27 protein-coding genes, 1 other RNA gene and 1 riboswitch are annotated in these 26,507 nt (G+C 59.2%); of the genes, 15 read left to right on the top strand and 13 right to left on the bottom strand.

Translation table 11 applies throughout. The annotated features are described in order from the left end of the window. Positions 1-116: 116 nt before the first annotated feature. Positions 117-746 carry a ribonuclease T2 family protein gene (locus ACR0FG_RS14650; protein WP_480893723.1) on the top strand — a complete coding sequence of 210 codons (630 nt, stop codon included), beginning with the start codon at positions 117-119 and terminating at the stop codon, positions 744-746. Here ACR0FG_RS14650 and ACR0FG_RS14645 read toward each other — a convergent pair. From ACR0FG_RS14645 to ACR0FG_RS14620, 6 genes are all read right to left on the bottom strand, one after another. After that, positions 743-1,231 (bottom strand): hypothetical protein, encoded by a 489-nt coding sequence (locus ACR0FG_RS14645; protein ID WP_480893722.1) that lies wholly within the window; start codon positions 1,229-1,231, stop codon positions 743-745. The genes ACR0FG_RS14650 and ACR0FG_RS14645 overlap by 4 nt on opposite strands. A gap of 113 nt (positions 1,232-1,344) precedes the next feature. Then, entirely contained in the window at positions 1,345-1,830 is a 486-nt protein-coding gene (locus tag ACR0FG_RS14640) for a hypothetical protein (protein ID WP_480893721.1), read from the bottom strand. Between the two features lie 37 nt (positions 1,831-1,867). Then, positions 1,868-2,461, bottom strand: coding sequence for a recombination mediator RecR (gene recR, locus ACR0FG_RS14635; RefSeq protein WP_480893720.1), 594 nt, complete (start codon positions 2,459-2,461; stop codon positions 1,868-1,870). Between the two features lie 61 nt (positions 2,462-2,522). Continuing rightward, on the bottom strand, positions 2,523-2,867 hold the full coding sequence (locus ACR0FG_RS14630) for a YbaB/EbfC family nucleoid-associated protein (RefSeq protein WP_480893718.1): 345 nt from the start codon (positions 2,865-2,867) through the stop codon (positions 2,523-2,525). Positions 2,868-2,964: 97 nt separating this feature from the next. Continuing rightward, entirely contained in the window at positions 2,965-3,834 is an 870-nt protein-coding gene (locus ACR0FG_RS14625) for a TauD/TfdA dioxygenase family protein (RefSeq protein ID WP_480893716.1), read from the bottom strand. Positions 3,835-3,916: 82 nt separating this feature from the next. Continuing rightward, complete coding sequence (locus ACR0FG_RS14620; RefSeq protein ID WP_480893715.1) at positions 3,917-5,677, bottom strand: DNA polymerase III subunit gamma/tau; 1,761 nt, start codon at positions 5,675-5,677, stop codon at positions 3,917-3,919. A gap of 169 nt (positions 5,678-5,846) precedes the next feature. On the opposite strand from ACR0FG_RS14620, the gene ACR0FG_RS14615 reads away from it, so the two are divergent. Further along, positions 5,847-6,350, top strand: a complete 504-nt coding sequence (locus tag ACR0FG_RS14615) for a dual specificity protein phosphatase family protein (RefSeq protein WP_170714532.1) — start codon at positions 5,847-5,849, stop codon at positions 6,348-6,350. A gap of 2 nt (positions 6,351-6,352) precedes the next feature. On the opposite strand, the gene ACR0FG_RS14610 is transcribed toward ACR0FG_RS14615, so the two are convergent. Beyond that, complete coding sequence (locus ACR0FG_RS14610; protein ID WP_480893713.1) at positions 6,353-6,760, bottom strand: hypothetical protein; 408 nt, start codon at positions 6,758-6,760, stop codon at positions 6,353-6,355. 91 nt (positions 6,761-6,851) lie between these two features. Beyond that, positions 6,852-7,071: riboswitch (cobalamin riboswitch) on the bottom strand. 180 nt (positions 7,072-7,251) lie between these two features. Here ACR0FG_RS14610 and ACR0FG_RS14605 point away from each other — a divergent pair. After that, on the top strand, positions 7,252-8,112 hold the full coding sequence (locus ACR0FG_RS14605; RefSeq protein WP_480893712.1) for an alpha/beta hydrolase family protein: 861 nt from the start codon (positions 7,252-7,254) through the stop codon (positions 8,110-8,112). Position 8,113: 1 nt separating this feature from the next. Here the strand turns inward: ACR0FG_RS14605 and rsgA are convergent, their stop codons facing one another. From rsgA to ACR0FG_RS14590, 3 genes are all read right to left on the bottom strand, one after another. Further along, positions 8,114-9,142, bottom strand: a complete 1,029-nt coding sequence (gene rsgA / locus ACR0FG_RS14600) for a ribosome small subunit-dependent GTPase A (RefSeq protein WP_480893711.1) — start codon at positions 9,140-9,142, stop codon at positions 8,114-8,116. A 179-nt stretch (positions 9,143-9,321) separates the two neighbouring features. After that, positions 9,322-9,420: signal recognition particle sRNA small type (ffs, locus tag ACR0FG_RS14595), an RNA gene on the bottom strand. Positions 9,421-9,459: 39 nt separating this feature from the next. Beyond that, positions 9,460-11,346 carry a bifunctional 2',3'-cyclic-nucleotide 2'-phosphodiesterase/3'-nucleotidase gene (locus ACR0FG_RS14590; protein ID WP_480893710.1) on the bottom strand — a complete coding sequence of 629 codons (1,887 nt, stop codon included), beginning with the start codon at positions 11,344-11,346 and terminating at the stop codon, positions 9,460-9,462. A gap of 177 nt (positions 11,347-11,523) precedes the next feature. Here ACR0FG_RS14590 and nudC point away from each other — a divergent pair, with 177 nt between their 5' ends. Genes nudC through ACR0FG_RS14570 form a run of 4 tightly spaced genes read left to right on the top strand, consistent with a single transcriptional unit; the run spans position 11,524 to position 14,083 of the window. Next, positions 11,524-12,507 carry an NAD(+) diphosphatase gene (gene nudC / locus ACR0FG_RS14585; RefSeq protein ID WP_480893709.1) on the top strand — a complete coding sequence of 328 codons (984 nt, stop codon included), beginning with the start codon at positions 11,524-11,526 and terminating at the stop codon, positions 12,505-12,507. 42 nt (positions 12,508-12,549) lie between these two features. Further along, the gene (locus ACR0FG_RS14580; RefSeq protein ID WP_170714551.1) at positions 12,550-13,017 is read left to right on the top strand and encodes an SRPBCC family protein; all 468 of its coding nucleotides are present in this window, start codon (positions 12,550-12,552) and stop codon (positions 13,015-13,017) included. 26 nt (positions 13,018-13,043) lie between these two features. Beyond that, entirely contained in the window at positions 13,044-13,514 is a 471-nt protein-coding gene (locus ACR0FG_RS14575; RefSeq protein WP_480893708.1) for an N-acetyltransferase family protein, read from the top strand. Between the two features lie 38 nt (positions 13,515-13,552). Further along, complete coding sequence (locus ACR0FG_RS14570; RefSeq protein ID WP_480893707.1) at positions 13,553-14,083, top strand: chloramphenicol phosphotransferase CPT family protein; 531 nt, start codon at positions 13,553-13,555, stop codon at positions 14,081-14,083. Between the two features lie 7 nt (positions 14,084-14,090). Here the strand turns inward: ACR0FG_RS14570 and ACR0FG_RS14565 are convergent, their stop codons facing one another. Beyond that, on the bottom strand, positions 14,091-14,924 hold the full coding sequence (locus ACR0FG_RS14565; protein ID WP_480893706.1) for a prephenate dehydratase: 834 nt from the start codon (positions 14,922-14,924) through the stop codon (positions 14,091-14,093). Between the two features lie 121 nt (positions 14,925-15,045). On the opposite strand from ACR0FG_RS14565, the gene ACR0FG_RS14560 reads away from it, so the two are divergent. From ACR0FG_RS14560 to ACR0FG_RS14540, 5 genes are all read left to right on the top strand, one after another. Continuing rightward, the gene (locus ACR0FG_RS14560) at positions 15,046-15,555 is read left to right on the top strand and encodes a c-type cytochrome (protein WP_170714562.1); all 510 of its coding nucleotides are present in this window, start codon (positions 15,046-15,048) and stop codon (positions 15,553-15,555) included. A 175-nt stretch (positions 15,556-15,730) separates the two neighbouring features. Next, positions 15,731-17,674 carry an extracellular solute-binding protein gene (locus ACR0FG_RS14555; RefSeq protein ID WP_480893705.1) on the top strand — a complete coding sequence of 648 codons (1,944 nt, stop codon included), beginning with the start codon at positions 15,731-15,733 and terminating at the stop codon, positions 17,672-17,674. A gap of 6 nt (positions 17,675-17,680) precedes the next feature. Then, on the top strand, positions 17,681-18,766 hold the full coding sequence (locus ACR0FG_RS14550; RefSeq protein WP_480893704.1) for a microcin C ABC transporter permease YejB: 1,086 nt from the start codon (positions 17,681-17,683) through the stop codon (positions 18,764-18,766). Continuing rightward, positions 18,767-19,873 carry an ABC transporter permease gene (locus tag ACR0FG_RS14545; protein WP_480893703.1) on the top strand — a complete coding sequence of 369 codons (1,107 nt, stop codon included), beginning with the start codon at positions 18,767-18,769 and terminating at the stop codon, positions 19,871-19,873. Beyond that, positions 19,870-21,447: an ABC transporter ATP-binding protein gene (locus tag ACR0FG_RS14540; protein WP_480893702.1), complete on the top strand. Its 1,578-nt coding sequence runs from the start codon at positions 19,870-19,872 to the stop codon at positions 21,445-21,447. The genes ACR0FG_RS14545 and ACR0FG_RS14540 overlap by 4 nt, the downstream gene beginning before the upstream one ends. A 19-nt stretch (positions 21,448-21,466) precedes the next feature. Here the strand turns inward: ACR0FG_RS14540 and ACR0FG_RS14535 are convergent, their stop codons facing one another. Then, positions 21,467-23,395 (bottom strand): elongation factor G, encoded by a 1,929-nt coding sequence (locus tag ACR0FG_RS14535; RefSeq protein ID WP_480893701.1) that lies wholly within the window; start codon positions 23,393-23,395, stop codon positions 21,467-21,469. A 174-nt stretch (positions 23,396-23,569) separates the two neighbouring features. Further along, positions 23,570-24,925 carry an oxygen-independent coproporphyrinogen III oxidase gene (gene hemN, locus ACR0FG_RS14530; RefSeq protein WP_480893700.1) on the bottom strand — a complete coding sequence of 452 codons (1,356 nt, stop codon included), beginning with the start codon at positions 24,923-24,925 and terminating at the stop codon, positions 23,570-23,572. 61 nt (positions 24,926-24,986) lie between these two features. Between hemN and fnrL the strand changes: the two genes are divergently transcribed. Genes fnrL through ACR0FG_RS14515 form a run of 3 tightly spaced genes read left to right on the top strand, consistent with a single transcriptional unit; the run spans position 24,987 to position 26,497 of the window. Continuing rightward, positions 24,987-25,730 carry a transcriptional regulator FnrL gene (gene fnrL / locus ACR0FG_RS14525; RefSeq protein ID WP_480893698.1) on the top strand — a complete coding sequence of 248 codons (744 nt, stop codon included), beginning with the start codon at positions 24,987-24,989 and terminating at the stop codon, positions 25,728-25,730. Between the two features lie 46 nt (positions 25,731-25,776). Next, positions 25,777-26,022, top strand: coding sequence for a GlsB/YeaQ/YmgE family stress response membrane protein (locus tag ACR0FG_RS14520; RefSeq protein ID WP_480893697.1), 246 nt, complete (start codon positions 25,777-25,779; stop codon positions 26,020-26,022). A gap of 58 nt (positions 26,023-26,080) precedes the next feature. Further along, positions 26,081-26,497 (top strand): VOC family protein, encoded by a 417-nt coding sequence (locus tag ACR0FG_RS14515; RefSeq protein ID WP_480893695.1) that lies wholly within the window; start codon positions 26,081-26,083, stop codon positions 26,495-26,497. The last annotated feature ends 10 nt before the right edge of the window (positions 26,498-26,507 follow it).

The following is a 26,507-nucleotide window of genomic DNA, read 5'->3' as shown; positions in this document are numbered from 1 at the left end:
TGAATACATCTGTCCCGTCGCCGGAATTCGGCGGCCCCGTGGCTTTGGGGCAGGTTTCCGTTGTCGGGGAACTTGGGGCTTATATAGTCGCGTCAGGTACAGAAGGAAAGAGGCGAATGCGCTGGCTTGTTTTGTGGGTATTTAGTGCAATGGCGGCGCTGGCCGAAGGCGAAAAAGCGGGCGCGTTCGACTATTACGTCCTGTCGCTCAGCTGGTCACCCAACTGGTGCGCCCGCGAAGGAGATGCGCGCGGATCGGACCAATGCGATGCGCGGCACGATCACGGCTGGATCCTGCACGGGCTTTGGCCGCAATTCCATCAGGGCTGGCCGTCCTATTGCCGCACGCCCGAGGCCCCGCCGTCGCGCCGGATGACACGGGATATGGAAGACATTCAGGGCAGTTCCGGGCTGGCATGGCACCAATGGAAGAAACACGGCACATGCTCGGGCCTGAGCGCGCCCGACTATTTCGCCTTGTCACGGCAGGCCTACGAGGGCGTTCAGCGCCCGCAGGTGTTCCGAAAGCTGGACACGTCGGTCAAACTGCCTGCCTCGGTCGTTGAAGAGGCTTTTCTGAAAGCTAATCCGGCGCTTGAGCCCGACATGATAACCATCACCTGTAAACAGGGCTATATCGAAGAAGTGCGCCTGTGCCTGTCCCGCGACCTGGACCCGGTGCCCTGTGGTAGAGACGTAATCCGCGACTGTACCGCCAAGGACGCCCTGTTCGATCCGATTCGTTAAAGCTCGCGGTTCTGACACTCGCGCGCATATTCCAGCGCCTTTGCCGTGCCTTTCAGATCAATCGCCATGACAGTTTCGCCCGCTGGGTTGTAAACGGTCAGGGTCTTGTTCTGAGCGATCGCGTTGACGAAACTGCGGTCGGTGAAAAACACCGTCGCGCCCGGCACATCGCGTTGGTTAAAGCCAATGGCGGTGGCATCGAAACTCTTACCATCGAGTTCAAACCGGATGGGATAGCTTTCACCCTGTTTGATATCGCCCCAAGCCTTGTTGAAGACGGCAAAATACCCGCGATTGTCCAACGCATCATACCCGATCCGCACCACCGAGAGATCCTGATACACCGTCTGGATCAGGCACCCATTGCCAAGCGCAGGATCCATCATGATGTTCCAGCCTTCGACAAAGCCTTTGTCAATGAGTTCTTGGGCGAAGCTGGCTGTAGCGGTGAAGGCGGCGAAGGTGAGGGCGAGAAGGCGGGTCATGGCTTGGTTCCTCAATGGTACGTGGAAAATCTGATTTTCAATGGGTTAGTAGACTAAATCACCAGATGGATATGTTGCTGCGTACGATTTATCAAAATGAGGGCATTCGCAAACTAACGACAGTCTTCCGAGTTTAAAACGTCAAATTCGTTACGAAGTACAGCAGCGATATCTTTGGCGTAACAACTCAACGATTTGTAGCCTGTGCTTTTGAGTGCATAGGCAATAACATGGAGTTCGGTACCGCCAGATTTTGTGGCTACAGTATACGACCTGATGGTATCTGATCGATTGTTTTCCATTCTTTTGAACAAAAGACTTATGGGGACATCCTGGGGGAGAAGGCCTATATCAGCCCACGTATCCAGCAGGATGACAAGTATATCTGAGTCGTCAATTCCGTCTGGCCGCGCCGAAGGGTCTACAACTGGGTTTTCCGAGGCAATTCTATGATAGAATGCATCAAGTGTCCTATCATTCATGTTAGAGATCACGGCTAATCTCAGGTTGTCCGCCTTTGCCGCACTTATAAGGCAAAACAATACCAAAATGCTGAGCATCACCGCCTGCGGGCGTACAGATTTTTCCAGTCTGTGCATCTTAGTTGTCAGAAAATTCGCAATTAAATGACTCAAACTACAACTCTTTCCGCGCCCTCAACGCAGCCGTAATCGTCCCATCATCCAGATAATCCAGTTCCCCCCCAATCGGCACGCCTTGCGCCAATGAGGTCAGTCGGACCTGACCTTCCAACTGGTCTGCGATGTAATGGGCGGTGGTTTGGCCGTCGACGGTGGCGTTCAGGGCGAGGATGATCTCGGTGATGCCTTCGGCCATGACCCTGTCCTTGAGGCGTGGGATGCGCAGCTCGTCCGGGCCGATGCCGTCCAGCGCCGACAAAGTCCCGCCCAGCACGTGATAGCGGCCTTTGAACACGCCTGCGCGCTCCATCGCCCAGAGGTCGGCCACATCTTCGACCACGCAGAGCTCTCCGGTTGCGCGGGCCTCGGCGTCGCAGATGTCACAGATATCGGTGGTGCCCACGTTGCCGCAGTTCAGGCATTCGCGGGCGGTGACGGCCACCTGCTGCATGGCGTCTGAAAGCGGTGTCAGCAGCAGGGCACGTTTTCGGATCAGGTGCAGCACCGCTCGGCGGGCCGAACGGGGGCCGAGGCCGGGCAGTTTGGCCATCAGGTCGATCAGGTTGTCAATTTCGCTGTTCGAACTCACGGTCTGCCCTGCGTTCCGCCGGAAGGTGCCTCCGGCGGGAGTATTTCTGAAAAGATGAAGCTCAGAATGGCAGCTTGATATCTTTTGGCAAGCCCATGCTTTCGGTCAGTTTGCCCATTTCTTCCTGCGAGCGTTCTGCGGCCTTCGATTGGGCATCTTTGATGGCGGCAAGGATCAGATCCTCGACCACTTCCTTGTCGTCGCCGTTGAAGATCGACGGGTCGATGTCCAGGCTTTTCAACTCGCCTTTGGCCGAGGCGGTGGCCTTGACCAGCCCGGCACCGGATTCGCCGACAACCATGATGGTGTTCAGCTCTTCCTGCATGTCGGTCATCTTGGTCTGCAAATCCTGCGCGGATTTCATCATCTTGGCCATGTCGCCCAGGCCACCTAGTCCTTTGAGCATCGCTCTTCTCCTGTATCTCAGCTTGAGGTCTAAATACGGGTGGCAAACGGTGTGCACAAGGGCAGAGGGGCGGCCCAGCAGCGTTTCTGGATTGCACCTACACAACGCGCACGCGATCGAGCCCATCTGCTTCGGTCACCGAACAGCAGATGGACCGCAATGTTCGCGGATGGTCGTAATCCCAGGGTCGTCCGCGATGCAGTGTCGCCCGTTCGTCCCAGATCAGAACGTCGCCCACACGCCATTGATGCGAATAGACGTATTCAGGGCGCGTGCAGAATGCGATGGCCTCATCCAGTATGGCCTGACTTTCCTTGTGCCCCATCCCCTCGATGGCAAAAGCATGTGAGGCGATGAATAGGGCTTCGTCGCCGGTCACAGGGTTTGGCCAAACTGCGCGCCAGGGGCGGTCGGGCCAGCGGGTCATTCTGGGCAATGCTGCGAGGTCGGCGTCGATCTTGGTCCGGGAATGCGACAGGCGATGCCAGATGATGGCCTCTTTCAACGGTTCTTTCAGATAGTTGGGCATGTCTGCCCAGGCAGCACGGGTCGATGCTAGCTCGGTTTCGCCACCGCTTGGGGGGACGACATGTGCTGTGAGAATGTTGATCAACGCCGGTATGGGCAGGAATGTGCTATCTGTGTGCCACAGCATGTTGGCTTGCAGATCAAGCAGGCGCAGATCGTCCTGCGCGTGCAGCCCATCTTTGGTCTGGTTGGACAGTTCCGAGACCTGAAATTCGATGTCACGCCCCGTAGCCATTTGTTCGCGATTTTCCAGTGGCCCGAACAATTCGCCAAGCCGGACGTGATCCTCGTCCGAGATCGACTGTGCCGGGAAAAGCAGAGCGGAATGCGTTTCGAATGCCTGTCTGATCTGTGGGTATAGATTGTCCTGCGTCACATCGCGCAGGTCGATGTCATGAACTGTCAGTCCGAATCTGGGATGCAATGGTGTTGTGCGCATCAAACGCCTCCGTCAGGTGCCGGGGCTAAGGTGAGGCGCGCCTGAAGGTTGGTCTGGTTTGTTTGCGACAAAATCGCTGAATCTAATCCTCTTCAAACGGATCCCATTCATCCTCGACCTCGGGCAGGGCTTCGGTTTCGACCTGCGCAGCGCGTTGTTCGGGGGTTTCGATCTTTGTAATCCGGGCTTGGGGAAATTGCATCAAAACGGCTTGTACCAGCGGGTGCGCTTCCGCCTCATTGCGTAAGGCCATTTCTGCTGCGTCGCGCAGCTCGGCGATTGTCGGAACCTGCCCAACGGACACAATTGAAACGGCCCAGCGATTTCCGGTCCAGCGTTGCAGCGCCGAGCCCAGACGAGCCGCCAGGTCGGTTGGGGCCTGTTCTGTTGGCGTGAACTCGATCCGACCGGGTTGATACGAGGCAAGGCGCACACCGTTTTCGACTTCGACCAGCAGTTTGACATCGCGATTCGAGCGGATCAGTTCGACGACGTGATCAAAGGTCGGATACCGCGCCAGCGCCGTTTGTACATCCTGAGCCAGCGCAGCCGTGGGGGCACCAGCAGTGCCCCGTGGCGCGGCCGTGTAGGCGGGTTGTGCGGCTGCCTTTGCAGTGACAACGCGCTCGCCCGAGGTCGGAACGCCTCCTCCCGGACCGCCATTTGGCGGTGGGGGCGGCGTGTCCTGCAAGCGTTTGATCAGTTCTTCCGGGCTGGGCAAGTCGGCCACATGGGTCAGGCGGATCACTGCCATCTCGGCCGCCATCATGGCGTTGGGCGCGGCCGAAACCTCTTCAAGTGCCTTCAGCAGCATTTGCCACATTCGGGTCAGGACTCGCATTGGCAGGGCTTCGGCCATTTGCTGGCCGCGCGCGCGTTCATCGGGCGAAACCGTGGGGTCTTCGGCGGCGTCCGGGGTGATCTTGACGACCGAGACCCAGTGGGTGATTTCGGCCAGATCGCGCAGCACCGCCAGAGGGTCCGCACCCTCGGCATATTGACTGCCCAATTCCGTTAGCGCGCCCGCAGCGTCGCCGCGCAGGATCATGTCCATCAGGTCCAGAACGCGGCCCCGGTCCGCGAGCCCCAGCATCGCACGAACCTGATCGGCGTTGGTTTCTCCCGCGCCATGGGAAATTGCCTGATCCAGCAGCGACGTCGCATCGCGGGCCGAGCCTTCGGCGGCGCGGGTGATTAGCGCCAGCGCGTCTTCGGCGATCTGCGCGTTTTCCGCAGCCGCGATCCGGCCAAGCAGGCCAATCATGTCCTCAGGCTCGATCCGGCGCAGATCAAAGCGCTGGCATCGGGACAGAACCGTGACCGGAACTTTGCGAATTTCGGTGGTCGCAAAGATGAATTTCACATGCTCGGGCGGTTCCTCAAGCGTCTTGAGCAGCGCATTGAATGCGCTGGTCGACAGCATGTGGACCTCGTCGATGATGTAGATCTTGTAGCGTGCGCTGGCGGCGCGGTAACGGACGCTGTCGATGATCTCGCGGATATCGTTCACGCCGGTTCGGCTGGCGGCGTCCATCTCCATTACATCGACATGGCGGCCTTCCATGATGGCGGTGCAATGTTCGCACTGACCGCAAGGCTCGGTGGTTGGTCCGCCTTTGCCGTCCGGGCCGATGCAGTTCATGCCTTTGGCGATGATCCGGGCGGTTGTCGTTTTCCCGGTCCCGCGGATGCCGGTCATGATGAAGGCCTGCGCGATCCTGTCCGCCTCGAACGCGTTTTTAAGGGTACGCACCATGGCGTCCTGACCCACCAGATCGGCAAAGGTCTCCGGGCGGTATTTGCGGGCGAGAACCTGATAGGCGGGGCTGGGTGTGTCGGTCATGTCTGCTCGGTCGGATTCGTTCAGACCGCAGCGTAGAGGCCCCCGCTGCCCGCGTCCACAGCGGGTCGTCAGGATTTTCGTTTTGGAAACGGGATGGGCACAGCTAAAATGCCTGATTCATAGGCCAGAGCCTGGGCTTTCGCTTTTACGTTTCGGGGGGAACGGCAAGATGTCTCAGATGGTGATCCATGCATTGCAAGTTGGCGGTGGTTCGCTTGCACTAACCTCAATGCCCGGGCGCACGGGTGATTATCAGGGTGATCTGGATATGATCGCGGATTGGCAGCCCGGTCTGGTGATCTCGATGGCGACCGAGATCGAGATGATCATGGATGGCGCACGGGACTTTGGGCGCGATGTACAAAGCCGCGCGAGTCGCTGGGTTCACCTGCCGGTCGATGATTTTGGCGTGCCATCGGCGGAAATCCGCGAACGTTGGACAGCGGTCAGTGCCTCGGCCCGGCAGGCGCTGTCTGGTGGCGGTCGCATCCTTGTGCATTGCAAGGGCGGGTGCGGTCGTTCCGGCATGATCGTGTTGCGCCTGATGGTCGAATGCGGCGAAAGCCCGGATACGGCGCTGACGCGTCTGCGCAATCTGAGGCCCTGCGCCGTCGAGACAGACGGTCAGATGAATTGGGCCACTGCCCCGGCAAGGACACTGGCCGCGATGTAGCGTCAGGCGCTTGCGCGCAGTTCAGCCGTGGCAGACGCCTTTGGGGCCACCGGCAAGACTTGCAACATGGCGCAGGGCGGGGTCGCAAGGCTGCCGGATGGCATCGCGCTTATCTCTGTCCCAAACATCATTTCGGCATAGCTTTCCAGTTGCTCGATTTCTGCTGAAGGCGCGACGCCACAATAAATGTGGGCTTCGTCGCTTTGTGCCCTGAAACGTGCCGTGCATCCGGTGGCGCAGTGGGCCAGCTCAGCGCTGCCCTCGATCTCGAACTCTGGCGAGGTTGCGGCCCCGGCGACCGAGACTGACTGAACCAGCGCACGCGCCACGCGGGCCAGTGCAGGGCAGGTTTTGCCGGTGTGTTGACAGATGGTTGCCGTGAACTGATGCGTTTCGGTCTTCCAGATCATGATGTGCCCTCCGCACATAAGAGCAAGGGCAATGGCGCAGGAAGATCCGCAATCTGCGTTTCAACCCGTCCCGGACACCCCGCCCGAGTTTCGGTTTCAGTTTCTGATGGCAGGTCTCCTGACTTGCGGGTCGCAGCTTTGCCGTCCTTCCCAGCCTTGCGGCCAGTGGTGTTTCGGCATCGCTCTCCGCTTACAGTTGCGGGGGCAGTCGCGGATTTGGCTTGTCCCGGAAGTCCCGGTAGGGCCGCACCGTGTTCCCTTTTCATTCCGGCCCCAGGCGGGGCGCGAAAACCATCGCCCAATCGCTAGCGGGCAATCTCCCTGCGAGTCAAGCAGAATGCGCGATGATTGGCGAACACCTCGGATTTTCATTGTGCGGGTAGACGCGAGGTCATCTTTGTCACGCCTTGACTCAGGCAGCCGAGGCGTATCGTGTGGTTGAAGTGAACCAATCAGTTCAGACGCTGCAAGATCGCTTTCGGAGGGTTGTCATGCTGGATACCCAAGACACGGCTCTGACCGAAGATTTTCTGATCCCGTCCGGTACGGCCAAGTTGTCGGCCCGGTTATACCGCCCGGTTGCCGACCCTGAGACGGTCGTGGTTCTCAACAGCGCCACAGGTGTGCCGCGGGACTATTATCGACACTTTGCGACGTGGCTTGCGGCAGAGCGTGGCATGGCCTGCCTGACCTATGACTACAGTGACTTTGGGCATTCGGCCAACGGACCACTGGCCCGGTCAAAGGTTTCGATGGCCGATTGGGCGCTGATTGATATGCCTGCTGCGCGCGCTGAAATGCGGCGCAGATTCCCGCAGGCGCAGCACTGGACAATCGGGCATTCGGTTGGTGCGATGCTGGGTCCGGTTCAACCGGACGCGGCGATGATCGACCGCATGATCTGTGTCTGTTCCGGTCTCGTTACCCTGACCGATCACCCTTGGCCTTACCGCGCTCTGGCCTGGCTGTTCTGGCACGGGCACGCGCCTTTGATGACGCGGGCTTTGGGATATCTGCCGGGCAAGCTGACGGGCTTTGGAACGGATTTGCCTGCACCGGTCTATTGGCAGTGGCGGCGTTGGTGCACCGCTCCGTTGAACTATGTGCCCGAGATTGGTAGCGGCTTGCCCGAGGCGGGCTGGCCCTCGGACGGTGCGCAGGTGGACCTGTTCACATTTGAGGATGATGAAATGGTTCCCCCGGATGCTGTCTGGCGGCTGGCCGATCTGTACGGTGCAAAAGCGCGGCGACATCTGCTGTCACCGCGCGACTTTGACTTGCCCGAGATTGGTCATATCGGGGCTTTCGCCCGCAAGAACGCAGCCGTCTGGCCCCGATTGATCGCCGCGTAGGTCAAAACCCCTTTCTGGATTTCTTGTCCTGCATCACTGACCGCACCATCTTGCCAAACGCCTTGTCACGCGCGCGTGATTGGGCAACTGTTTCCGAATTGCGCTGATCTTCGCGCCGCAACTTGCGCCATCGTTCCAGCCGTGCTGCGTCCAGCGGTCCTGCCGCGATCGCGGCCTGCACCGCACAGCCCGGTTCGGCCTCGTGCTGGCAATTGGCAAACCGACACTCCCTTGCAAGCTCCGTCAGGTCGGAAAAGACCTCGTCCACACCCTCTTGTGCGTCCAGCAATCGCAAGGCTCGCATACCGGGGGTGTCGATCAGCCAACCGCCGTTCTGCATCCTGCGCAGAGCCCGCGCAGTTGTGGTGTGTCGCCCACGCGCGTCATCCTCGCGAATGCCCGCTGTCGCCTCGTCCTGACCTGTCATGCCATTTGCAAGCGTCGTCTTGCCAACGCCGGACGAGCCGACAAGCGCACCTGTCTGCCCTGTGGGACACCACGTCAAAACCTGCGAAACATCTGCTGGGTCCAACGCATTGATCGCCAGAACCGTCAGAAACGGCGCCAGCTTTTCCGCCTGCGAAACGTAGTCCGCTGCGTCCGCGCAGGTGTCCGCCTTGGTCAGAACAACCACAGGATAGCACCCGGCCTGATGCGCCAGCGCCAGATAGCGCTCCAACCGGGGCAGGTTGAAGTCGGCGTTGCAGGAACTGACGATGAACAGCACATCCACATTCGCAGCGATCAACTGCGATTCGGCACCCGTTCCGGCGGCGCGACGTTGCAGAAGGCTGCGGCGTTCCAACAGGCGCTGGACCCGCTGTTGAGCATCGACCAGCACCCAATCTCCGACCGTGAAATCCCCGGTCGACCGACCCGGTGTCAGCAGAGGGCTTTCACCATCTGTTGAAAGCCCATTCAGACGATCGCGATGAACCGCTGAAATCCGAAACGGAGTGTAAGACGTGTCTGCCGCTGCCTGCGCGGCAAAGTGAGAGGACCATCCAAGGTCCGATAGAGAAAAAACCATTGATCTGCCTGTGTTCAGGTACAGAAAACCACACGAATGGCGTGCGCGCATCCGTTGGTGATGTGTTCAGGCAAATATCGGCGGGTGTTTTAGAACCGAACTGCCCGAAGGGTCACTGCTACAATCATAAAGGCCCTCCTGCGGCTTGGGGTTCAGGCGCGCGAAGGCGCGGGGTTGATAAGTGAGAGGTTGGACATCGACCCAAGCGGGGCTCGTTGTGGCTGCTTCCTTCCGGACCTGACCAGGTTGGCGAGGCGCTCGCCCGCGCCAACCTCTCAACCGTGGATATAGGTGTCCCGCCGCAAAATGGCAACCCGTCAGAGTGTAAGTGCAATTCTTAGAAACCCGTCCTCGTCCAGCCCCCGATCACGGGGGGCGTATTCGGATAACTCGTCTAAGAAACCCCGTGCCTTGGGGCTGGTTTGCAGGATCGCAGTGGCCCCATCCAACGGTGCAAAGGAAAAGGGGCGCGGGGCGTTCTCCAGCGGGTCCGGCGATTGCGGTGTGGCCAGATAATCGCGCAGAACGTCCTGAATGCGCAGCGCGGGCAAGGGCACCAGCTGCGGATGGTTGGCTATTGGAAAATTGCCACCGCCATTTGCGCGATAATTGTTGGTTGCCACGACAAATACCCGATCAGGTGTGATTGGAACCCCGTTTACATTTGCATCCCGAACCCGCGCGCTGTTCGGGCTTATGATCCGCCCGCCGGAATCGAACCGGGCAGGTTGGGACAGATCGAACTGACAGCTCATCCCGTGCAGCAGGTCAAGGTTATGACCGGCGCGCTGCGGGTCGACCAGCAAAGTTGCATCTTTCAGGGACAGCTGATTGAAGACCCCGGCAGACATTTCCAGCCAGTCAAGGATTTGCGCACCCGTGGCCACGACCGCCCGCAGCTCGTTGGGAAAAACATGCAGATCTGCAAGATGACGCAAGGAGATTTCTCCGGCCGGCACTTCGGTATAATATCGCGGACCCGCGCGGCCTCCGAACTTTGCCGGGGCAACGGCGGACAGCACCGGCAGGTCGGAAAATGGCGTGTTGCGCAGGTAAGGGCGCAAGGCCGCGGCCTGAGCAGCAGCCATGAATGCCAGCCCGCGATCCGGTGCACAGAACGAGAAATAGCTGTGCATCGGACGGTCCACACGCCCCACAGGTTGCGCTGCGCGGGTGCGGGTGGCCGTATGTGCCGCGGCCAAAAGTTGCTTGATTTCGGGGTCTTCCGGCACCGGTACTTCATCCGCGCCGGGGTGTATCGCCCGGACCTCGGTCTTTTTACCGACAATGCGCCACTTGTTTGCTGCGTCGCGGTCAAGCTGCAGATCTATGACGCCCAGATGCGAACCGGCCCAACCGGGCATCACAACGGGCGTGTTATGGACCAACCCGTTAGAGCAATCGACCGCGTCCAGCCCCTCGTGCGCCGGGCCGGGCAGCGTCAGATGGGTATGCCCCGCGACGATTGCATCAATCTGGTTAATTTCGGCAAGCGGTATGACTGCGTTCTCAAGCCCCGGTGCGGCGGCGGCCTGCCCAAGGCCGGTATGCGCCAGAGCGATCACCAGATCGCAGCCCTGTTCTCGCAACTCCACCGCGCTTGCACGCGCAGTGGCAAGGATATCCTGAAACGCGACCCGCCCCTGCAGTTTGTGCGCTTCCCACAGGGCGGTCTGCGGTGGCAGGACAGACAGGATGCCGATGCGGATCGGCTCGGGCCTGCCAGCGTGCCAGACCTCACGCGCCAGAATCGCTGATCGCTGCCAGGGCGTGTTGGCTGAAGGGCACGAAGCATTGCAGCAAACCACCGGAAATGGGGACTGTTCTGTGATCTGCTTCAGAAACCCGATGCCGGATCCGAAATCGTGATTACCCAGCCCGACCGCGTCGTATCCCAACGCCGCAAACGCCTGCGGCAGCGGATGTGCAGAGGCACAGCTCTCGGTCGCCCAATCGCCCAATGGCGTGCCTTGCAGGCCGTCGCCGTTGTCGAACAGCAAAACCAGCCCGTTGTGGTCAAGCGCCTGCTGTCGTGCCTGCCGGATCAGGCTGGCCGTTCGGGTAAACCCGATATGCGGGTCAGCGCAATCGGCATAATAATCGTAACCGGTCAGGTTCATATGCAGATCAGAAGTGGCCAGAATCCGGACAAAACTCCGTGACTTCCGGTTGCTGCCCAATGGCACTTTGGTCTTTTTGTTCAAAATACGTGCTTCTGACTGTCTTGGTAACTTTGTGGTCACTAAATTTCGAATTAATGCAATTTCAGGGGCGCTTTTGCGGTCTTTCGACGGCAGCATATCACTATTGCCCGAGGAAACGCCGTTGCGCCAGAGGCCAAGACGTGGCAGCCCTTCACTTCAGATCAAGGGGCGATGAAAATGAAACGCGCGGAACAGGTGACATTCGGCGGCTCGGGGCTGGACCGTGCAGCGCATATTCGTGGCGATCCGCAAAGACTGGATCAGGCGCGTACCGATCCCAAGGCGCAATGCCTGCTTTTGTGGCGTGGCAAAGTGCTGGTTCGGGGTGAGGCGCTGGATCATCTCGCACCGGTGTCGATGCAGCACGATCTGGTGCAGCAAGGGCCGGGGGGATCGGTCGAGGGGCCGATTTTCCTGGGTCTGGATCAGGATGCGACCCCGCTTTTTGCGATGGACATATCAGATTGGCAGGCCGAGGGGCTGGACCTGTCGGACGTTGGCGCGTTTGTCGACCGGACCGAGCAGCAGCATCCCGATTTGCCAAACGGCCACGTCTTTGCCGAGCTGCGCCGGATCATGACCCGCCTGTCGCCGCGCGATGCGGAACTGGCCGCAACGGCCAAGGCGGTGATCGCGTGGCACGAGACTCACCGTTTTTGCGCCCGCTGCGGCGCGCCCAGCGAAATCGCGCAAGGGGGCTGGCAACGTAGCTGCCCCGCCTGCGGTGCACAGCATTTCCCGCGCACCGACCCGGTGGTGATCATGTTGATAACGCACGGAAACTCTGTTCTGATGGGGCGCTCCCCCGGCTGGCCCGAGGGGATGTATTCGCTGCTCGCCGGGTTTGTCGAACCGGGTGAAACGCTTGAAGCCGCCGTGCGCCGCGAAGTGATGGAAGAAGCCGGTGTGCCGGTCGGTGCGGTGCAATATCTGGCCAGCCAGCCGTGGCCCTTTCCGGCGTCACTTATGATGGGATGCGCGGGGCAAGCCCTGTCGCGCAACATTCAGATTGATCCGGTCGAGATCGAGGATGCAATTTGGGTCACACGATCCCAGATGATGCAGGTGTTTGCGGGGGAACATCCAACCATGTTGCCTGCCCGCAAGGGCGCGATTGCGCATTTCTTGCTACAACACTGGCTTGCGGACACATTGGACTGACGAAAGATTGGGCCTCACCAAAGGGCAGAGAAAAAGACGAAGATGCAGTTTTCAGCGCAGGAAGACATCGAAGCCCCGATTGACGACGTGTTTGCGATGGTCGCCGATTTCGAACGGTTCGAGCGCATGGCCCTTCGGCGGGGGGTGGATGTGCGCCGCGTGACCGGGCAGGGCCCGGCAACGGCAGGCGCGACCTGGGAAACCTCGGTCGTAATCCGGGGCAAGCCGCGCCAGTTCACGATCGAGATGACCGACTACGACCGCCCCGCCGGTATGAAGTTTCACGCCCGCAGCAAGGGCGTCAAAGGGGATACTTTGGTGGAATTGCTGGCCCTGTCCCGCCGCCAAACCCGGCTGAGCGTTGTCATGTCGCTCTCGGCCAGAACCCTGCCCGCGCGGTTACTGCTGCAATCGCTGAAACTGGGCCAATCCCGCATCCGGCGGCAATTCCAGTCACGGCTGAGCGATTTCGCCCGTGAAATGGAAGAGCGTTACCGGCACGGTGCCTGACGGGGCAAGCAAGAAGGAGGCGCCTTATGCTTGGGTTTGTCATCAGGTCAGCAAACGAGAGTGACGCCGAAGGCATCTCTGAGGTGCTGCAAGAACTTGTAAGAGCAGGAAAGCGGAACAAAAACAGCGACGCGGCCTTCGCAAAAGCGCACTATATCGGCCATCCGGATCAGGTTCGGTGCTCACTTGCCGTGGATAACGGCGGTCGTGTCCTTGGATTTCAGTCGTTGAAACGGGCGGTCGAGAACAACCCTTATGGCGCGCCCGTCGGGTGGGGTGTGATTGGCACTCATATTCGCCCTTCGGCAGCAAGACGCGGCATCGGGCGGGCTTTGTTCGAAGCCACATTAGGAATAGCGCGGGAACTTGAAATGCCAGCGATCGATGCCACCATCGGCCTCAACAACGCCGAAGGTCTGGCCTATTACGAGGCGATGGGGTTTCGCGAATACAGGCGGAACGCGGACGCTATTTCAAAGTCTTTCGCGCTTGTATAATCTCACCCGACCAGCGGTTGCAGGGTGATGAACAATAAATGGCGCAGATCATCTTTCTGCACGGAGCCTCAAGCAGCGGAAAATCGACGCTTGCCCGTGCATTGCAGCAACGACTCGAAATTCCGTTCTGGCATGTCTCGATTGATCACCTACGGGATTCGGGTGCCTTGCCGATGGATCGGTTTCGCAGCGGCGCATTTGACTGGCAGCAAGAGCGTGACCGGATTTTTGACGGATTCCACCGCTCTGTCGCAGCCTATGCAGAGGCCGGAAACAACCTGATTCTAGAGCATATTCTGGACACCGAAGGCTGGACCGAAACGCTCCGCGACCTTTTGCGCTCACACTCCGTTCTCTTTGTCGCTGTGCACTGCCCGCTTCCGGTGCTGATAGACCGCGAGCGAAAAAGGGCGGACCGGCAGGTGGGCAGCGCCGAGCGCGATCAGCGCATCATTCACCAGGGGCGCGTCTATGATCTTGAGGTCAATTCCCAGGAGGGTATCGACGCAAATGTGGGTCGCATTCTGAACGCGTGGCGCAGTGGCGTTCGGAACTCGGATTTCAGCTGAAGCCCGGCTACCCTCTTGGCCGCACCGCCGGGTAGACGCCCAGAATTTCGACATTGGTCGTAAAATGCTCCAACTCGTCCATGGCAAGCTGGACGTTGCGGTCATCGGGGTGGCCGACGATATCCGCGTAAAACTGGGTTGCGGTGAAGGAGCCGTCGATCATATAGCTTTCCAGCTTGGTCATGTTGACGCCGTTGGTGGCAAAGCCGCCCATCGCCTTGTAAAGCGCGGCCGGGATGTTGCGCACCTGAAAGACGAAACTGGTGATCATCTCATGCTCGCCCCGGCGGGTCATGTCCGCCTGCCGCGACATCACCAGAAAGCGCGTGGTGTTGTCACCCTGATCCTCGATATGCCGCGCCAGGACATTCAGGCCGTAAATCTCGCCCGCAAGCTCGCTGGCCAGCGCGGCTGAATGCATGTCGCCCGCCTCGGCGACCTCACGCGCGGCGCGTGCGTTATCCGGGCTGACGCGCCCGCGAATGCCGTGTTCTTTCAGGAAACCCGCGCATTGTGGCAGCAGAACCAGATGGGAATGCGCCTCCTGAATATCTTCAAGTGTCGCACCGGGGACGCCCAGAAGATTGATGTGAACACGTACAAATGCCTCTTCAATGATGTGCAACCCGCTATGGGGCAGCAGCCGGTGAATGTCAGCGACCCGGCCATAGGTCGAGTTTTCGACCGGTAGCATCGCCAGATCAGCCTCACCTGATCGAACCGATTCGATCACATCCTCAAACGTGCGGCAGGGCAGGGCGTCCATATCGGGCCTTGCATTGCGGCAGGCCTCGTGGCTGTAAGCGCCGGGTTCCCCTTGAAATGCGATGCGTTTGGTCATTTGGTCGATTCCATGCAACAAGTTCCCGTAGTGGGCGTTTCGTCGCGGTGTCTATACCTTGCCTCTTGCGAGGGGAAGCCTTAGACACCCCGGCAGACAGCTGAAATGGATCGCGATCAAAATGTTCGACACGATGACAGTTACCAAGGCCGCAGCCGGCCTGTTTGGAACCTTCCTTGTGCTTCTTCTGGCAAAATGGGGCGGCGACGTCCTGTATCACGTCGGCGGGCACAGCGCCGAGGCGGCCTATATCATCGAAACCGAAAGCGCAGGTGAAAGCGCTGACGGCGAAGAGGTTGTTTTCGAAGAGTTGCTGGCCGCAGCTGACCCGGAAAAGGGCGCACGTGTGTTCCGCAAATGCACCGCCTGCCACAAGCTGGAAGATGGCGCCAACGGCACAGGCCCCTATCTGTATGGCATCGTGGATCGCCCTGTTGCGTCGGCCAAAGGGTTCACCGGATATTCTGCTTCGATGCAGGCCCATGGCGGCAACTGGACGCCCGAAGCGCTTGACGCTTTCCTGGAACGCCCCAGCGGCTATATCTCGGGCACTTCGATGAGCTTTGCGGGTCTGAGAAAACCGCAGGAACGCGCCGATCTGATTGCCTATCTGCAGACCATCGGCAACTGATCCCGCGATCACGACCGAACAATTAAAGGCCGTAGCTTTCCGCTGCGGCCTTATTTTTTGTCTGAGAGAATCTTCACATTGCGTTCACACGTTCTAAACTTGCAACTGACAGTGCTGGTCTTTTAGCTATGTTTGAGCACATAAAGACCCTCAACAAGATGCAGGAGAGGCGGGCATGACCGATAGTCGCAAAAAGCCGACGCAAACCACAATCAAGCGGCGGACGGCCCTGCAATTGTTGGGGGGCAGTGCGGTCGCCTCGGTTATACCGGGTGTCCCGGGTGCGTTTGCGTCTAATGACGGCGAAGCCAAGATCATCAGGGCCCACGGGTATTCATTTTTCGGCGATCTGAAGTACCCGCCGGACTTCAAGCACTTTGACTATGTCAATCCCGATGCACCTGTCGGAGGTCAGATCTCGGTCTCGTCGCGGGGTACGTTTGATGGCATGAACCGCTTTAACTGGCAGGGCAAGGCGGGCCTCTATTCCGGCCTGATCGCGGAATCGATGTTTGGTGACAGCCCCTTCGGGTCGGCCTCTCCGGCGGATTCCATAACCGAAGCCTATGGTCTGCTGGCCGAAGCCGTCGAATACCCCGATACCAAGGAATGGTGCATCTTCTACATGCGCCCCGAGGCGCGATTTGCGGATGGAACGCCGCTGACGGCGCATGACGCCGCGTTTACGCATGACTTGTTTCTGGAACAGGGCATCCGAAGCTATGCCCGCGCCGTCAAACAGCGCATCGAAGGCTACGAGATCATCGACGACCATACGATCAAGTACAACTTCGTCGACGGAATTTCCCGACGGTCGCTTATTTCTCAGGTTGGTGGAACACCGGTATTCTCCAAGGAATGGTACGAAAAAACGGGCGAACGTCTCGACAAGCAAAGTCTTGTGACACCGATGGGCAGCGGGCCGTATGTGCTCGATGACTACGAAATTAACCGCTATATCGTCTATCGCCGGAATCCCGACTATTGGGGCTGGCATTTGCCGATCAATGTCGGGCGGCACAACTTTGAAACCGTCCGGGTCGAATATTTTGCCGACGACGCAGCCGAGTTCGAGGCTTTCAAAGCAGGCGTCTATACGTTCCGGGCGGAAGGCAGCACAAAAAAATGGGCAACGGGATATGATTTCCCGGCCGTTCAGAACGGGTATGTAAAACGCGAAAGCATCCCCGTTATGTCGCCACCATCACCATCTGGCTTCATATTCAATATGCAGCGGGCGCCTTTCGACAACATCAAGGTCCGCGAGGCGTTGGGGCTGGCGTTTAACTTTGAATGGACCTCCGAGTCGCTGCAATTCGGCCTCACGGAACAGCGCCATTCCTTTGCCGAGAATTCCGAGGTGGCTGCGGATGGCTTGCCCGACGAGATGGAAACTGCATTCCTGAAGTCTTTGGGCGACATTGTGCCTGATGAACTATTCACACAGGAAGCGGTGCGCGCGCATAGTTCGAATGCCTCTCGCACGGTTGATCGTCGAAACAAGCGCACAGCACTGAAACTGTTCGAAGAAGCCGGATATACCGTTTCCAGCGGCGGTAAACTACAAGATGCCGAGGGCAAGCCGCTGGAAATCACCATAATGCTGAACGCATCGTCTTCGGATACAGCCGAAGCCATCGTGACAACATATGCTTCAAATCTTGAGAGTTTTGGTGTCGCTGTCACGGTGGAAAAGATCGACAGCGCGCAGTGGATTCAGCGGTACTACGACAAAGATTTCGACATGATCTTTTTCCGCAACCAGTCTTTCCTTGAGGCGGGCACCGGATTGAAACAGTCCTATGGGGCAGAAACCGCAGTTGTATCGTCTTACAATCCGCAATCTCTGCAGGAACCGCTGGTGGACGCGATCATCGACGCCGCTCTGGACACGAAGTCGCGCGAAGAAGAGATCGCTGCACTCAAATCTCTGGACCGCGTCCTCCGGTATCTGCGCATTCAGATTCCAACCGGATACGTGTCGGACACATGGGTGGCCTATTACGACATGTTCGAACATCCCGAAGTGTTGCCGCCGCTTGCAGTTGGTCAGTTTGATTTCTGGTGGTTCAACGAAGAGAAATATCAAAAGCTCAAAGCGGCTGGCGCGGTGAGGTAACAGACTTTGGGCGCGTATATTCTTCGCCGACTGCTGTTGGTGATCCCGACTTTGCTGGGCATCATGATCGTGAACTTCACTCTGGTTCAGTTTGTCCCAGGTGGTCCGATTGAACAGATACTGGCCCAGATGCAGGGCGAGGGCGACGTCTTTGCCGGGTTTGCCGGGGGCGATAGCGCCCCGGTCGAAGAAACCTTTGGATCAGATAGCGAATACATCGGCGCACGCGGTCTGCCCAAGGAGTTCATCGAAGAGCTGGAAAAAGAATTCGGCTTCGACAAACCCCCGGTCGAGCGGTTCCTGACCATGATGGGCAACTACCTGACGCTGGATTTCGGCGAGAGCTATTTCCGCTCGATCAGCGTGATCGATCTGGTGCTGGAGAAGATGCCTGTGTCGATCTCTCTGGGTCTGTGGTCGACCCTGATCGCCTATCTGGTGTCGATCCCGTTGGGCATTCGCAAGGCAGTCAAGGACGGCTCGACCTTCGATACCTGGACCAGTGGCACGATCATCGTGGCCTATGCCATCCCTGGATTCCTGTTCGCCATTTTGCTGCTGGTGCTGTTTGCCGGCGGTTCTTACTGGCAGATCTTCCCGCTGCGCGGCCTGACGTCTGACAATTGGGAAAGCCTGAGCCTGTTCGGCAAGATCGCCGATTATTTCTGGCACATCACCCTGCCGATCATCGCGCTGACCATCTCAGCCTTTGCGACGTTGACGCTGCTGACCAAGAACTCGTTTCTGGATGAGATCAAAAAACAATACGTCATGACCGCCCGCGCCAAGGGCCTGAGCGAGGGCCGCGTGCTTTATGGACATGTCTTCCGCAATGCGATGCTGATCGTGATCGCGGGTTTTCCGGCGGTGTTCATCGGCGTATTTTTTGGCGGCTCGATCATCATCGAGACGATCTTCTCTCTGGACGGTCTGGGACGATTGGGTTTCGAGGCTGCTGTGGCGCGTGACTATCCGGTGATCTTCGGGACGCTGTTCATCTTTGGCCTGATGGGTCTGGTCGTCGGCATCATCAGTGACCTGATGTATGTTCTGGTCGACCCGCGCATCGACTTTGAAAAGCGGGAGGGGTAGATGGCGCTTTCCCCTCTCAACCAGCGCCGCTGGCGCAATTTCCGCCGCAATGGACGCGCCTTCTGGTCGCTGATCATCTTCTCGGTTTTGTTCGGGATATCGCTCTTTGCCGAGTTTGTGGCGAATGACAAACCGATCCTCGTGAAATATCGCGGCGAGTTCTATATGCCGGTCTTCAACTTCTACGCCGAAACCGAGTTCGGCGGCGATTTCCAGACCGAAGCGATCTATCGCGACCCCGAAGTCATGTGCCTGATTGACAGTGGTGGTCTGGATCAGTGTTTTGACGATCCCGAAGGTATCATCGACGAAATCAAAGCGGGTACATTCGAGGCCGAGGGGTTCGAGCGCGGCTGGGCCATCTGGCCGCTGATCCCGTATTCTTACAACACCAGCGTGGATCGGCCCGGAGCCGCACCTTTGGCGCCCAACGGGCAGAACTTGTTGGGCACGGATGACACCAAGCGCGACGTGCTGGCGCGGGTGATCTATGGTTTCCGCCTGTCGATCCTGTTCACTCTTGTCGTCACCGGTGCGGCCAGTCTGATCGGCATCTTCGCCGGGGCCATTCAGGGCTTTTTCGGCGGATGGCTGGACTTGATCTTCCAACGGATCATCGAGATTTGGTCAGCCACCCCCTCGCTTTATGTGATCATCATCATGTTCGCGATTCTGGGGCGAAGTTTCTGGCTACTTGTGGCGCTGATGATCCTGTTCGGCTGGACCGGCCTTGTGGGGGTTGTCCGCGCTGAATTCCTGCGCGCGCGAAACCTTGAATATGTCCGCGCGGCCCGTGCGCTGGGGGTCGGCAACATGACCATCATGTTCCGCCACATGCTGCCCAACGCGATGGTGGCAACGCTGACCTTCATGCCCTTTATCGTCACCGGCACTATTGGCGGGTTGGCCTCGCTGGATTTCCTTGGATTCGGTCTGCCATCCTCGGCCCCGTCGCTGGGTGAACTCACCTTGCAGGCCAAGCAGAACCTGCAAGCGCCGTGGCTGGCTTTTACCGCGTTCTTCACCTTTGCCATCATGCTCTCGCTGCTGGTCTTCATCTTCGAAGGCGTGCGCGATGCGTTTGATCCCAGAAAGACCTTTTCATGAGCCTGCTGGATGTGAACAACCTCAAGGTCTCGTTCCGGCAGGACGGGCAGGTTTCGGCAGCGGTCAAAGGCGTGTCCTTCACGGTGGATCGCGGAGAAACGGTGGCGTTGGTGGGCGAGTCCGGCTCGGGTAAATCCGTGACCGCGCTCAGCACCGTGTCGCTGCTGGGCGACAGCGCGATTGTCGAAGGATCCGTCACCTATGACGGGCAGGAAATGATCGGCGCGTCCGAGGACAAGCTGATGGATGTGCGCGGCAACGACATCAGCTTTATCTTTCAGGAACCGATGACCTCGCTCAACCCGCTGCATACGATCCAGAAACAGATGGCGGAATCGCTGGCTCTGCACCAGAACGTGACCGGCGACGAGGCACGCGGTCGGATTGTCGAGTTGTTGACCAAGGTCGGCATCCGCGATCCCGAGGAACGGCTGGACAGCTATCCGCACCAATTATCGGGTGGACAGCGGCAGCGGGTGATGATCGCGATGGCGCTGGCGAACAAGCCGGACATTCTGATCGCAGATGAGCCGACAACGGCGCTGGACGTGACCATTCAGGCGCAGATTCTGGAACTTCTGGCCGAGCTGCAAAAATCCGAAAACATGGGAATGCTGTTCATCACCCATGACCTTGGCATCGTGCGCCGCATCGCCGACCGGGTTTGCGTGATGAAGGATGGTGAGATTGTCGAAACCGGCGTCACCACCGAAATCTTTGACAATCCGCAGCATCCCTACACGCAAAAACTGCTGGCGGCTGAGCCCTCGGGCCACCCCGATCCGGTGGCAACAGACGCCGAAGAGGTCGCGCGCACCGATCACCTGAAAGTCTGGTTCCCGATCCAGCGCGGTTTCCTGAAACGCACCGTTGGCTATGTGAAGGCGGTCAATGACGCAACGCTCAGCGTCCGCGCAGGTGAGACGCTGGGCATCGTGGGCGAAAGCGGCTCGGGCAAAACCACGCTTGCATTGGCCATCATGCGGTTAATCGCGTCCGAGGGCGGGATCACCTTCCGCGATCAGGACGTGCGTCGCTGGTCCACGCGAGAACTGCGCCGGTTGCGCAAGGATATGCAGATCGTGTTCCAAGACCCGTTCGGCAGCCTCAGCCCACGTTTGACCTGTATGCAGATTATCGCCGAAGGGCTGGCGATCCATAAGGTTGACCCCCACCGCGCCCCACGCGATCTGGTGGCCGAGGTGATGACCGAGGTGGGCCTCGATCCCGCATCAATGGATCGGTATCCGCACGAGTTTTCGGGTGGTCAGCGGCAACGCATCGCAATCGCCCGCGCGATGGTGCTGCGGCCCAAGCTGCTGGTGCTGGACGAACCCACCAGCGCGCTGGACATGACGGTGCAGGTGCAGATCGTCGATCTGTTGCGTGATCTCCAACGGAAATACGGGCTGGCTTATCTGTTCATCAGCCATGACCTCAAGGTCGTGCGCGCCATGTCGCATAACGTGATCGTCATGCGAAACGGCGACGTGATCGAAATGGGCACAGCCGAAGATCTGTTTGAACATGCGCAAACCGACTATACCCGCGAACTGATCGCAGCGGCGGGCTGAAGCCCGCCCTACGATTCCGTCAGGCGTTGGCCTTTTCGCGGTTAGCCGCTTTTGGCACCGGGCCGCGCAGTTCCTCATAGTGGTCGAATTTCAACTTCACCCAGCCCGTCCCGCGCGTGGCGCTGGCAAGGGTGCGGTGCAACTCATCCTCGGCTACGGCGGGCAGCATGGCGTTGAAAATCTCCCAGCCCGAGGCATTGGGGTTGCCTTCAAACCCAAGAACCTGACCTTGCAAGGTGCTGATCGTCGGAACCAGATCGCCCACAAAGTCTGATGGCAGGTGGATTTCCGCGTTCAGGATCGGTTGCAGAACCACGGGCTTTGCCTCGGGCAGCGCCTCGCGCACTGCGTTCTTTCCGGCTGTGCGGAAGGCATAGTCCGAACTGTCGACATTATGGTGTTTGCCATCGCTCAGCGTAACTTTGACATCCACAACCGGGAACCCCTCGGGGCCCTGCACCAGAGCATCCTGTGCGCCGTGCTCGACCGAGGGGATATAATTCTTGGGCACCGCGCCGCCCTTGACGACCTCTTCGAACTGAAAGCCCGATCCGCGCGGCAGAGGGGCCACGGAAATCACCACATCGGCAAACTGTCCCGCACCTCCCGATTGCTTGCGGTGGCGGTGGCGATGTTCAACCGCCGACCGGATGGTTTCGCGATAGGCGGTCTCAACCGGTTCGGTTGCTATTTCGATCCCGAAATCTTCGGCCAGTTTGGCCGAGACCCGACGCATATGCTGTGGACCTTGCGAACCCAGAACGGCATGACCGCTTAGTTCATCCTGTTCCAGATGCAGGCCGGGGTCGATCTCTGCCATGCGGCTGAGCGCGTTGGACAACCGCACATCGTCACGCTCATGCGCCGGAGAGACAACCTGCCGATGCGCGACCGGATGCGCAGAGGCCCATTCCGGCAAAGGCGTTGCGGATTTACTGTCATAGAGGTTGCCGGGGTTCAGGTGGTCGGATTTGACCGCCAGCCCGATCTGCCCGGCCTCAAGCGCGCCGATCTGGGTTTTGGCGTCCAGCGATGTCAGGTTGCCAACCGTCTCGCCGCCCAGGGCTTCGTGTGCTTTGACCCCGTCGCCCAGTCCGCGCAGAACGATGATCTTGCCGATGTGCTTTTTGACATCTGCAAACCCTGCGATGGCACGGGCGCTTTCTTCGGCCTCGTCCCGACCGGCAGCGATGTCAAACTCGGGCGCTTCGTGGCGGAGCGCTTTCATCAAACGGGTCAGCCCGTTGCCGTGGCTGGCCGCGCCAAGGCAAGCCGGGATCAGCTGGTGGTTCTGCAGAACCTGTGCGGCCAGATCATAAACCTCGGCGCTTGGGGGCTGCTTGTCCTCGATCAGTTGTTCAAGCAAGTGGTCATCAAAATCCGACAGGGTTTCCAGCAACTCAGTGCGCGCTTCCTGCTCGCGATCCTCGACCGATTTGGGCAGTTCAATGAGGGCCGAGGGCTGGCCTTCCTGATACTTCCATGCGCGTTCCGAAATCAGATCGACTGCACCGATGATTGTGTCGCCTTCGCGGATCGGCACCTGCCGCAGGGCGATATGGTGGGTGCAGTAGGTTTGCAGCGCGGCGATGATATCGCGGATGCGCCCATTGGGATTGTCCATCCGGTTGATGAACAGGAAACAGGGAATGCCCGCCTCTTCCACCAGCCGCAGATAGGGGGCGCACAGAACTGCCGCGTCCGGATCAGGTGGAACCACAACAACAGCAGCGTCCGAGATTGCCATGGCAGGGCCGACATAGGCCAGTGCATCGCCGCCGCCGTCTACGTCGATCGCGCACCAGGGTTCGTCCAGATAAGAAAAACCGTGCAAATGCACGGTTCCGGAAACATCGAATGTGGTGGGCCGCCCGTCGAGGCGGCTGATGGCCTCGACCAGAGTGGATTTGCCCGATTGGCTGGGGCCGAGGACGGTGAAAACGCGCATAGGTGCTGTCCCTCTTTCAGGTTGCAGAATGGCTGCGCGAAAGGGGCTGCGCGACGCATATGCGCCGACACGATCTGTCTGCAAGATGGCCTGCCTCGGGCCGCAGGGCGGCAACGCGCCCTACATCCCGAGTGTGGAGAAAATCAAAGGGCCGCGTCAAGCCCCCGCGCCGATCTAGATCGCCGAACTATGGCCCGCCTTGCTCAGGTCATAGGCGTCAAAGCTGCGCGCAACCATCCGGGTCAGTGCCCGCGCCTCGGGCGGAATATACAGCCCGCTGTCATCGACACGCAGCAACCCCTCGAACGCGGCATTGGCATCGTCATACATCCGGCGCAGCGCCGTAGCGGTGATATCGTGATCGCGCAGAATTTCGGCGGTATCGATGCGGAAATCGCACATCAGCGCCTCGATCAGACGCGCGCGCAAAACATCCTGTCCTTTGAACAAATGCCCGCGCGATGTGGAAAATCGCCCCTCGCGGATTGCCTTGATATGCGCGGATGTGGCAGGCGCGTTCTGCGCGTAGCCTTGGGGGAAGCGCGAGATCGAGCTGGCCCCCAACCCGATCAGCACCGGGGCCTGATCGTCGGTATAGCCCTGGAAATTCCGTTTCAGCCGACCGGCGCGCAGGGCGTGGGTCAGCCCGTCATCCTGCGTTGCGAAATGGTCGATACCGATTTCGGCGTAGTTGTCCCAGTGAAACAGCCGCCGCGCGGTGTCGAACAACTCCAGCCTTTGTTCGGGCGTGGGCAACGCATCCGATGGGATCAACTGCTGGCGCTTGGCCATCCACGGCACATGCGCATAGCCATAAAGCGCAACCCGGTCGGGCGACAGCGACAGCAGCTTTTGCACGCTTTCGGTCATCCGGGATTTGGTCTGATGTGGCAGACCATACAGAATATCGGCGTTCAGACTTGCAATTCCGCGCGCCCGAATCATATCGACCGCGTTGCGGGTGGTATCATAGCCCTGAATGCGCCCGATGGTTTTCTGAATCTCATCGTCGAAATCCTGCACCCCGATGGATGCCCGGTTCATCCCGGCCTCGGCCAGCGCATCCAGACGCGCTTCGTCAATCTCGTTGGGATCAATCTCGACCGAGAACTCGGCATCCGGCCCAAGCGGAATCGTTTCCAAAATCCGCCCGGCAAGGTCGCGCATCAGGTCGGGGTTCAGCAGGGTGGGGGTGCCACCGCCCCAATGCAAGCGCGACAGGGTCACGCCCTCGGGCAGGCGCTCAGCCAACAGGTCAAGCTCGGCCTTCAGCACATCCACATAGGCGATGACCGGATTGTCGGTCTGGGTGCCCTGGGTCCGGCAGGCGCAGAACCAGCACAGCCTGCGGCAGAACGGTACATGGATGTAAAGCGACACCTCGCTGCCGGGGGTCAGCCCGGAAATCCAGTCACCAAAAAGAGACGCGCCCACATCATTGTTGAAGTGAGGCGCGGTGGGATAGCTTGTATAACGCGGTACTTTCGCGTCAAATAGTCCAAGCTTTGCCAATTGCCGTTTTGCTATCATATTGAACCGGGTATACGCTCAGACGCTCGGGTACTTTGACCGAGATCAAGTGGAAACGCGAATGACACTCAAAACCTTGCACGAACACTCGAACTGCGACGCCTGCCCGATCCGACACAGGGCGGTTTGCGCGCATTGCGAGAAGGACGAGCTTGAGCTGCTGGATGGCATCAAATACTACCGCAGCTTCGAGGCAGGCCAGACGATCCTGTGGTCGGGCGACCAGATGGGGTTTGTCGGCTCGGTCGTTTCCGGCATTGCGTCGCTGACGCAAACGATGGAGGACGGGCGCACCCAGATGGTCGGTCTGCTGCTGCCCAGCGATTTCGTGGGCCGCCCGGGGCGCGACTCGGCTCCGTATGACGTGCAGGCCACCACCGATCTGGTAATGTGCTGTTTCCGCAAGAAACCGTTCGAAGAGCTGATGGCGACAACGCCGCATATCGCGCATCGTCTGTTGCAGATGACATTGGACGAACTGGACGCCGCACGGGAATGGATGCTGGTTCTGGGGCGCAAGACGGCGCGGGAAAAGATCGCCAGCCTGCTGTCGATCATCGCCCGCAGGGATGCCTCGGTCCACAAACGGGGCATGTCCGGCCCCATCGTGTTCGACCTGCCGCTTACGCGTGAGGCAATGGCCGACTATCTGGGGCTAACGCTGGAAACTGTCAGCCGTCAGATCTCGGCGCTGAAAAAGGATCAGGTGATCCTTCTGCAAGGCAAACGCCACGTCACTATCCCCGATATGGGTCGGCTGATGGAAGAGGCAGGCGACGATACAGACGGTGGTTTTCTGGTCTGAGCAGCGCTTTGGCCGGTGCCGGTAAAACAGAGTTCAGGAGGGGACTATGGGAATTTTGTTCATGCTGCTCATCGGCGCGATTGCCGGTTGGCTGTCCGGCAAGATCATGGAAGGGCGCGGCTTCGGCCTGATCGGCAATATCGTCGTCGGCGTGGTCGGCGCATTCCTGTCGGGTACAATCTTTCCGGCGCTGGGCTTTGCTGTCGGCGGCGGCCTGTTCTCGCAGATATTCTTTGCAACCGTTGGTGCGGTAATCCTGCTGTTCCTGATCGGTTTGGTGCGGAAGGCTTGAGATCCGATTTGCCGTCTGGTCGAAGGGCCTGATGGCCTCAATAGCGGGAGCTTCCGGAATGATCGCCTATGTTACCGTTGGTGTCGACGATATTGCCCTTGCGGAACGGTTCTATTCGGCGTTCCTGCCTGCGCTTGGCTATCAGTTGGAATATTACCACGGAGACCTGAGCTACTCGCTGCCCGTACAGCCGGGCCAGCTGTCGGCTTTGCCCGAATTTTACGTCAAACGCCCGTTTGACAGAGGCGCTGCATCGACCGGGAATGGGGCGATGGTCGCGTTTGAAGCGCGAAACCAGCAACAAGTGCGAGACCTTCATGCAACCGCACTTGCCGCAGGGGGTCATGACGAGGGGCAACCGGGTTTTCGCGACGCCTACGGCCCTCAATTCTATGTTGGCTACCTCCGCGACCCGCAGGGCAACAAGATCGCGCTGTTCTCCAACAACCCAAGCGAGCCCGGTCGCGACGGATAAAGCAGGCGGG

The organism is Ruegeria sp. E1, assembly GCF_056534225.1.
This window is presented reverse-complemented; position numbering and strand designations above follow the sequence as displayed.

Coding starts and splice junctions, on each gene's coding strand:
- ACR0FG_RS14515 (WP_480893695.1), top strand. CDS start 26,081: ATGATCGCCTATGTTACCGTTGGTGTCGACGATATTGCCCTTGCGGAA.
- ACR0FG_RS14645 (WP_480893722.1), bottom strand. CDS start 1,231: ATGACCCGCCTTCTCGCCCTCACCTTCGCCGCCTTCACCGCTACAGCC.
- ACR0FG_RS14520 (WP_480893697.1), top strand. CDS start 25,777: ATGGGAATTTTGTTCATGCTGCTCATCGGCGCGATTGCCGGTTGGCTG.
- ACR0FG_RS14535 (WP_480893701.1), bottom strand. CDS start 23,395: ATGCGCGTTTTCACCGTCCTCGGCCCCAGCCAATCGGGCAAATCCACT.
- ACR0FG_RS14580 (WP_170714551.1), top strand. CDS start 12,550: ATGCAGTTTTCAGCGCAGGAAGACATCGAAGCCCCGATTGACGACGTG.
- ACR0FG_RS14560 (WP_170714562.1), top strand. CDS start 15,046: ATGTTCGACACGATGACAGTTACCAAGGCCGCAGCCGGCCTGTTTGGA.
- fnrL (WP_480893698.1), top strand. CDS start 24,987: ATGACACTCAAAACCTTGCACGAACACTCGAACTGCGACGCCTGCCCG.
- ACR0FG_RS14640 (WP_480893721.1), bottom strand. CDS start 1,830: ATGCACAGACTGGAAAAATCTGTACGCCCGCAGGCGGTGATGCTCAGC.
- rsgA (WP_480893711.1), bottom strand. CDS start 9,142: ATGGTTTTTTCTCTATCGGACCTTGGATGGTCCTCTCACTTTGCCGCG.
- ACR0FG_RS14545 (WP_480893703.1), top strand. CDS start 18,767: ATGGCGCTTTCCCCTCTCAACCAGCGCCGCTGGCGCAATTTCCGCCGC.
- ACR0FG_RS14615 (WP_170714532.1), top strand. CDS start 5,847: ATGTCTCAGATGGTGATCCATGCATTGCAAGTTGGCGGTGGTTCGCTT.
- ACR0FG_RS14650 (WP_480893723.1), top strand. CDS start 117: ATGCGCTGGCTTGTTTTGTGGGTATTTAGTGCAATGGCGGCGCTGGCC.
- ACR0FG_RS14555 (WP_480893705.1), top strand. CDS start 15,731: ATGACCGATAGTCGCAAAAAGCCGACGCAAACCACAATCAAGCGGCGG.
- ACR0FG_RS14620 (WP_480893715.1), bottom strand. CDS start 5,677: ATGACCGACACACCCAGCCCCGCCTATCAGGTTCTCGCCCGCAAATAC.
- ACR0FG_RS14575 (WP_480893708.1), top strand. CDS start 13,044: ATGCTTGGGTTTGTCATCAGGTCAGCAAACGAGAGTGACGCCGAAGGC.
- ACR0FG_RS14630 (WP_480893718.1), bottom strand. CDS start 2,867: ATGCTCAAAGGACTAGGTGGCCTGGGCGACATGGCCAAGATGATGAAA.
- ACR0FG_RS14570 (WP_480893707.1), top strand. CDS start 13,553: ATGGCGCAGATCATCTTTCTGCACGGAGCCTCAAGCAGCGGAAAATCG.
- ACR0FG_RS14540 (WP_480893702.1), top strand. CDS start 19,870: ATGAGCCTGCTGGATGTGAACAACCTCAAGGTCTCGTTCCGGCAGGAC.
- ACR0FG_RS14610 (WP_480893713.1), bottom strand. CDS start 6,760: ATGATCTGGAAGACCGAAACGCATCAGTTCACGGCAACCATCTGTCAA.
- ACR0FG_RS14565 (WP_480893706.1), bottom strand. CDS start 14,924: ATGACCAAACGCATCGCATTTCAAGGGGAACCCGGCGCTTACAGCCAC.
- hemN (WP_480893700.1), bottom strand. CDS start 24,925: ATGATAGCAAAACGGCAATTGGCAAAGCTTGGACTATTTGACGCGAAA.
- ACR0FG_RS14605 (WP_480893712.1), top strand. CDS start 7,252: ATGCTGGATACCCAAGACACGGCTCTGACCGAAGATTTTCTGATCCCG.
- ACR0FG_RS14625 (WP_480893716.1), bottom strand. CDS start 3,834: ATGCGCACAACACCATTGCATCCCAGATTCGGACTGACAGTTCATGAC.
- nudC (WP_480893709.1), top strand. CDS start 11,524: ATGAAACGCGCGGAACAGGTGACATTCGGCGGCTCGGGGCTGGACCGT.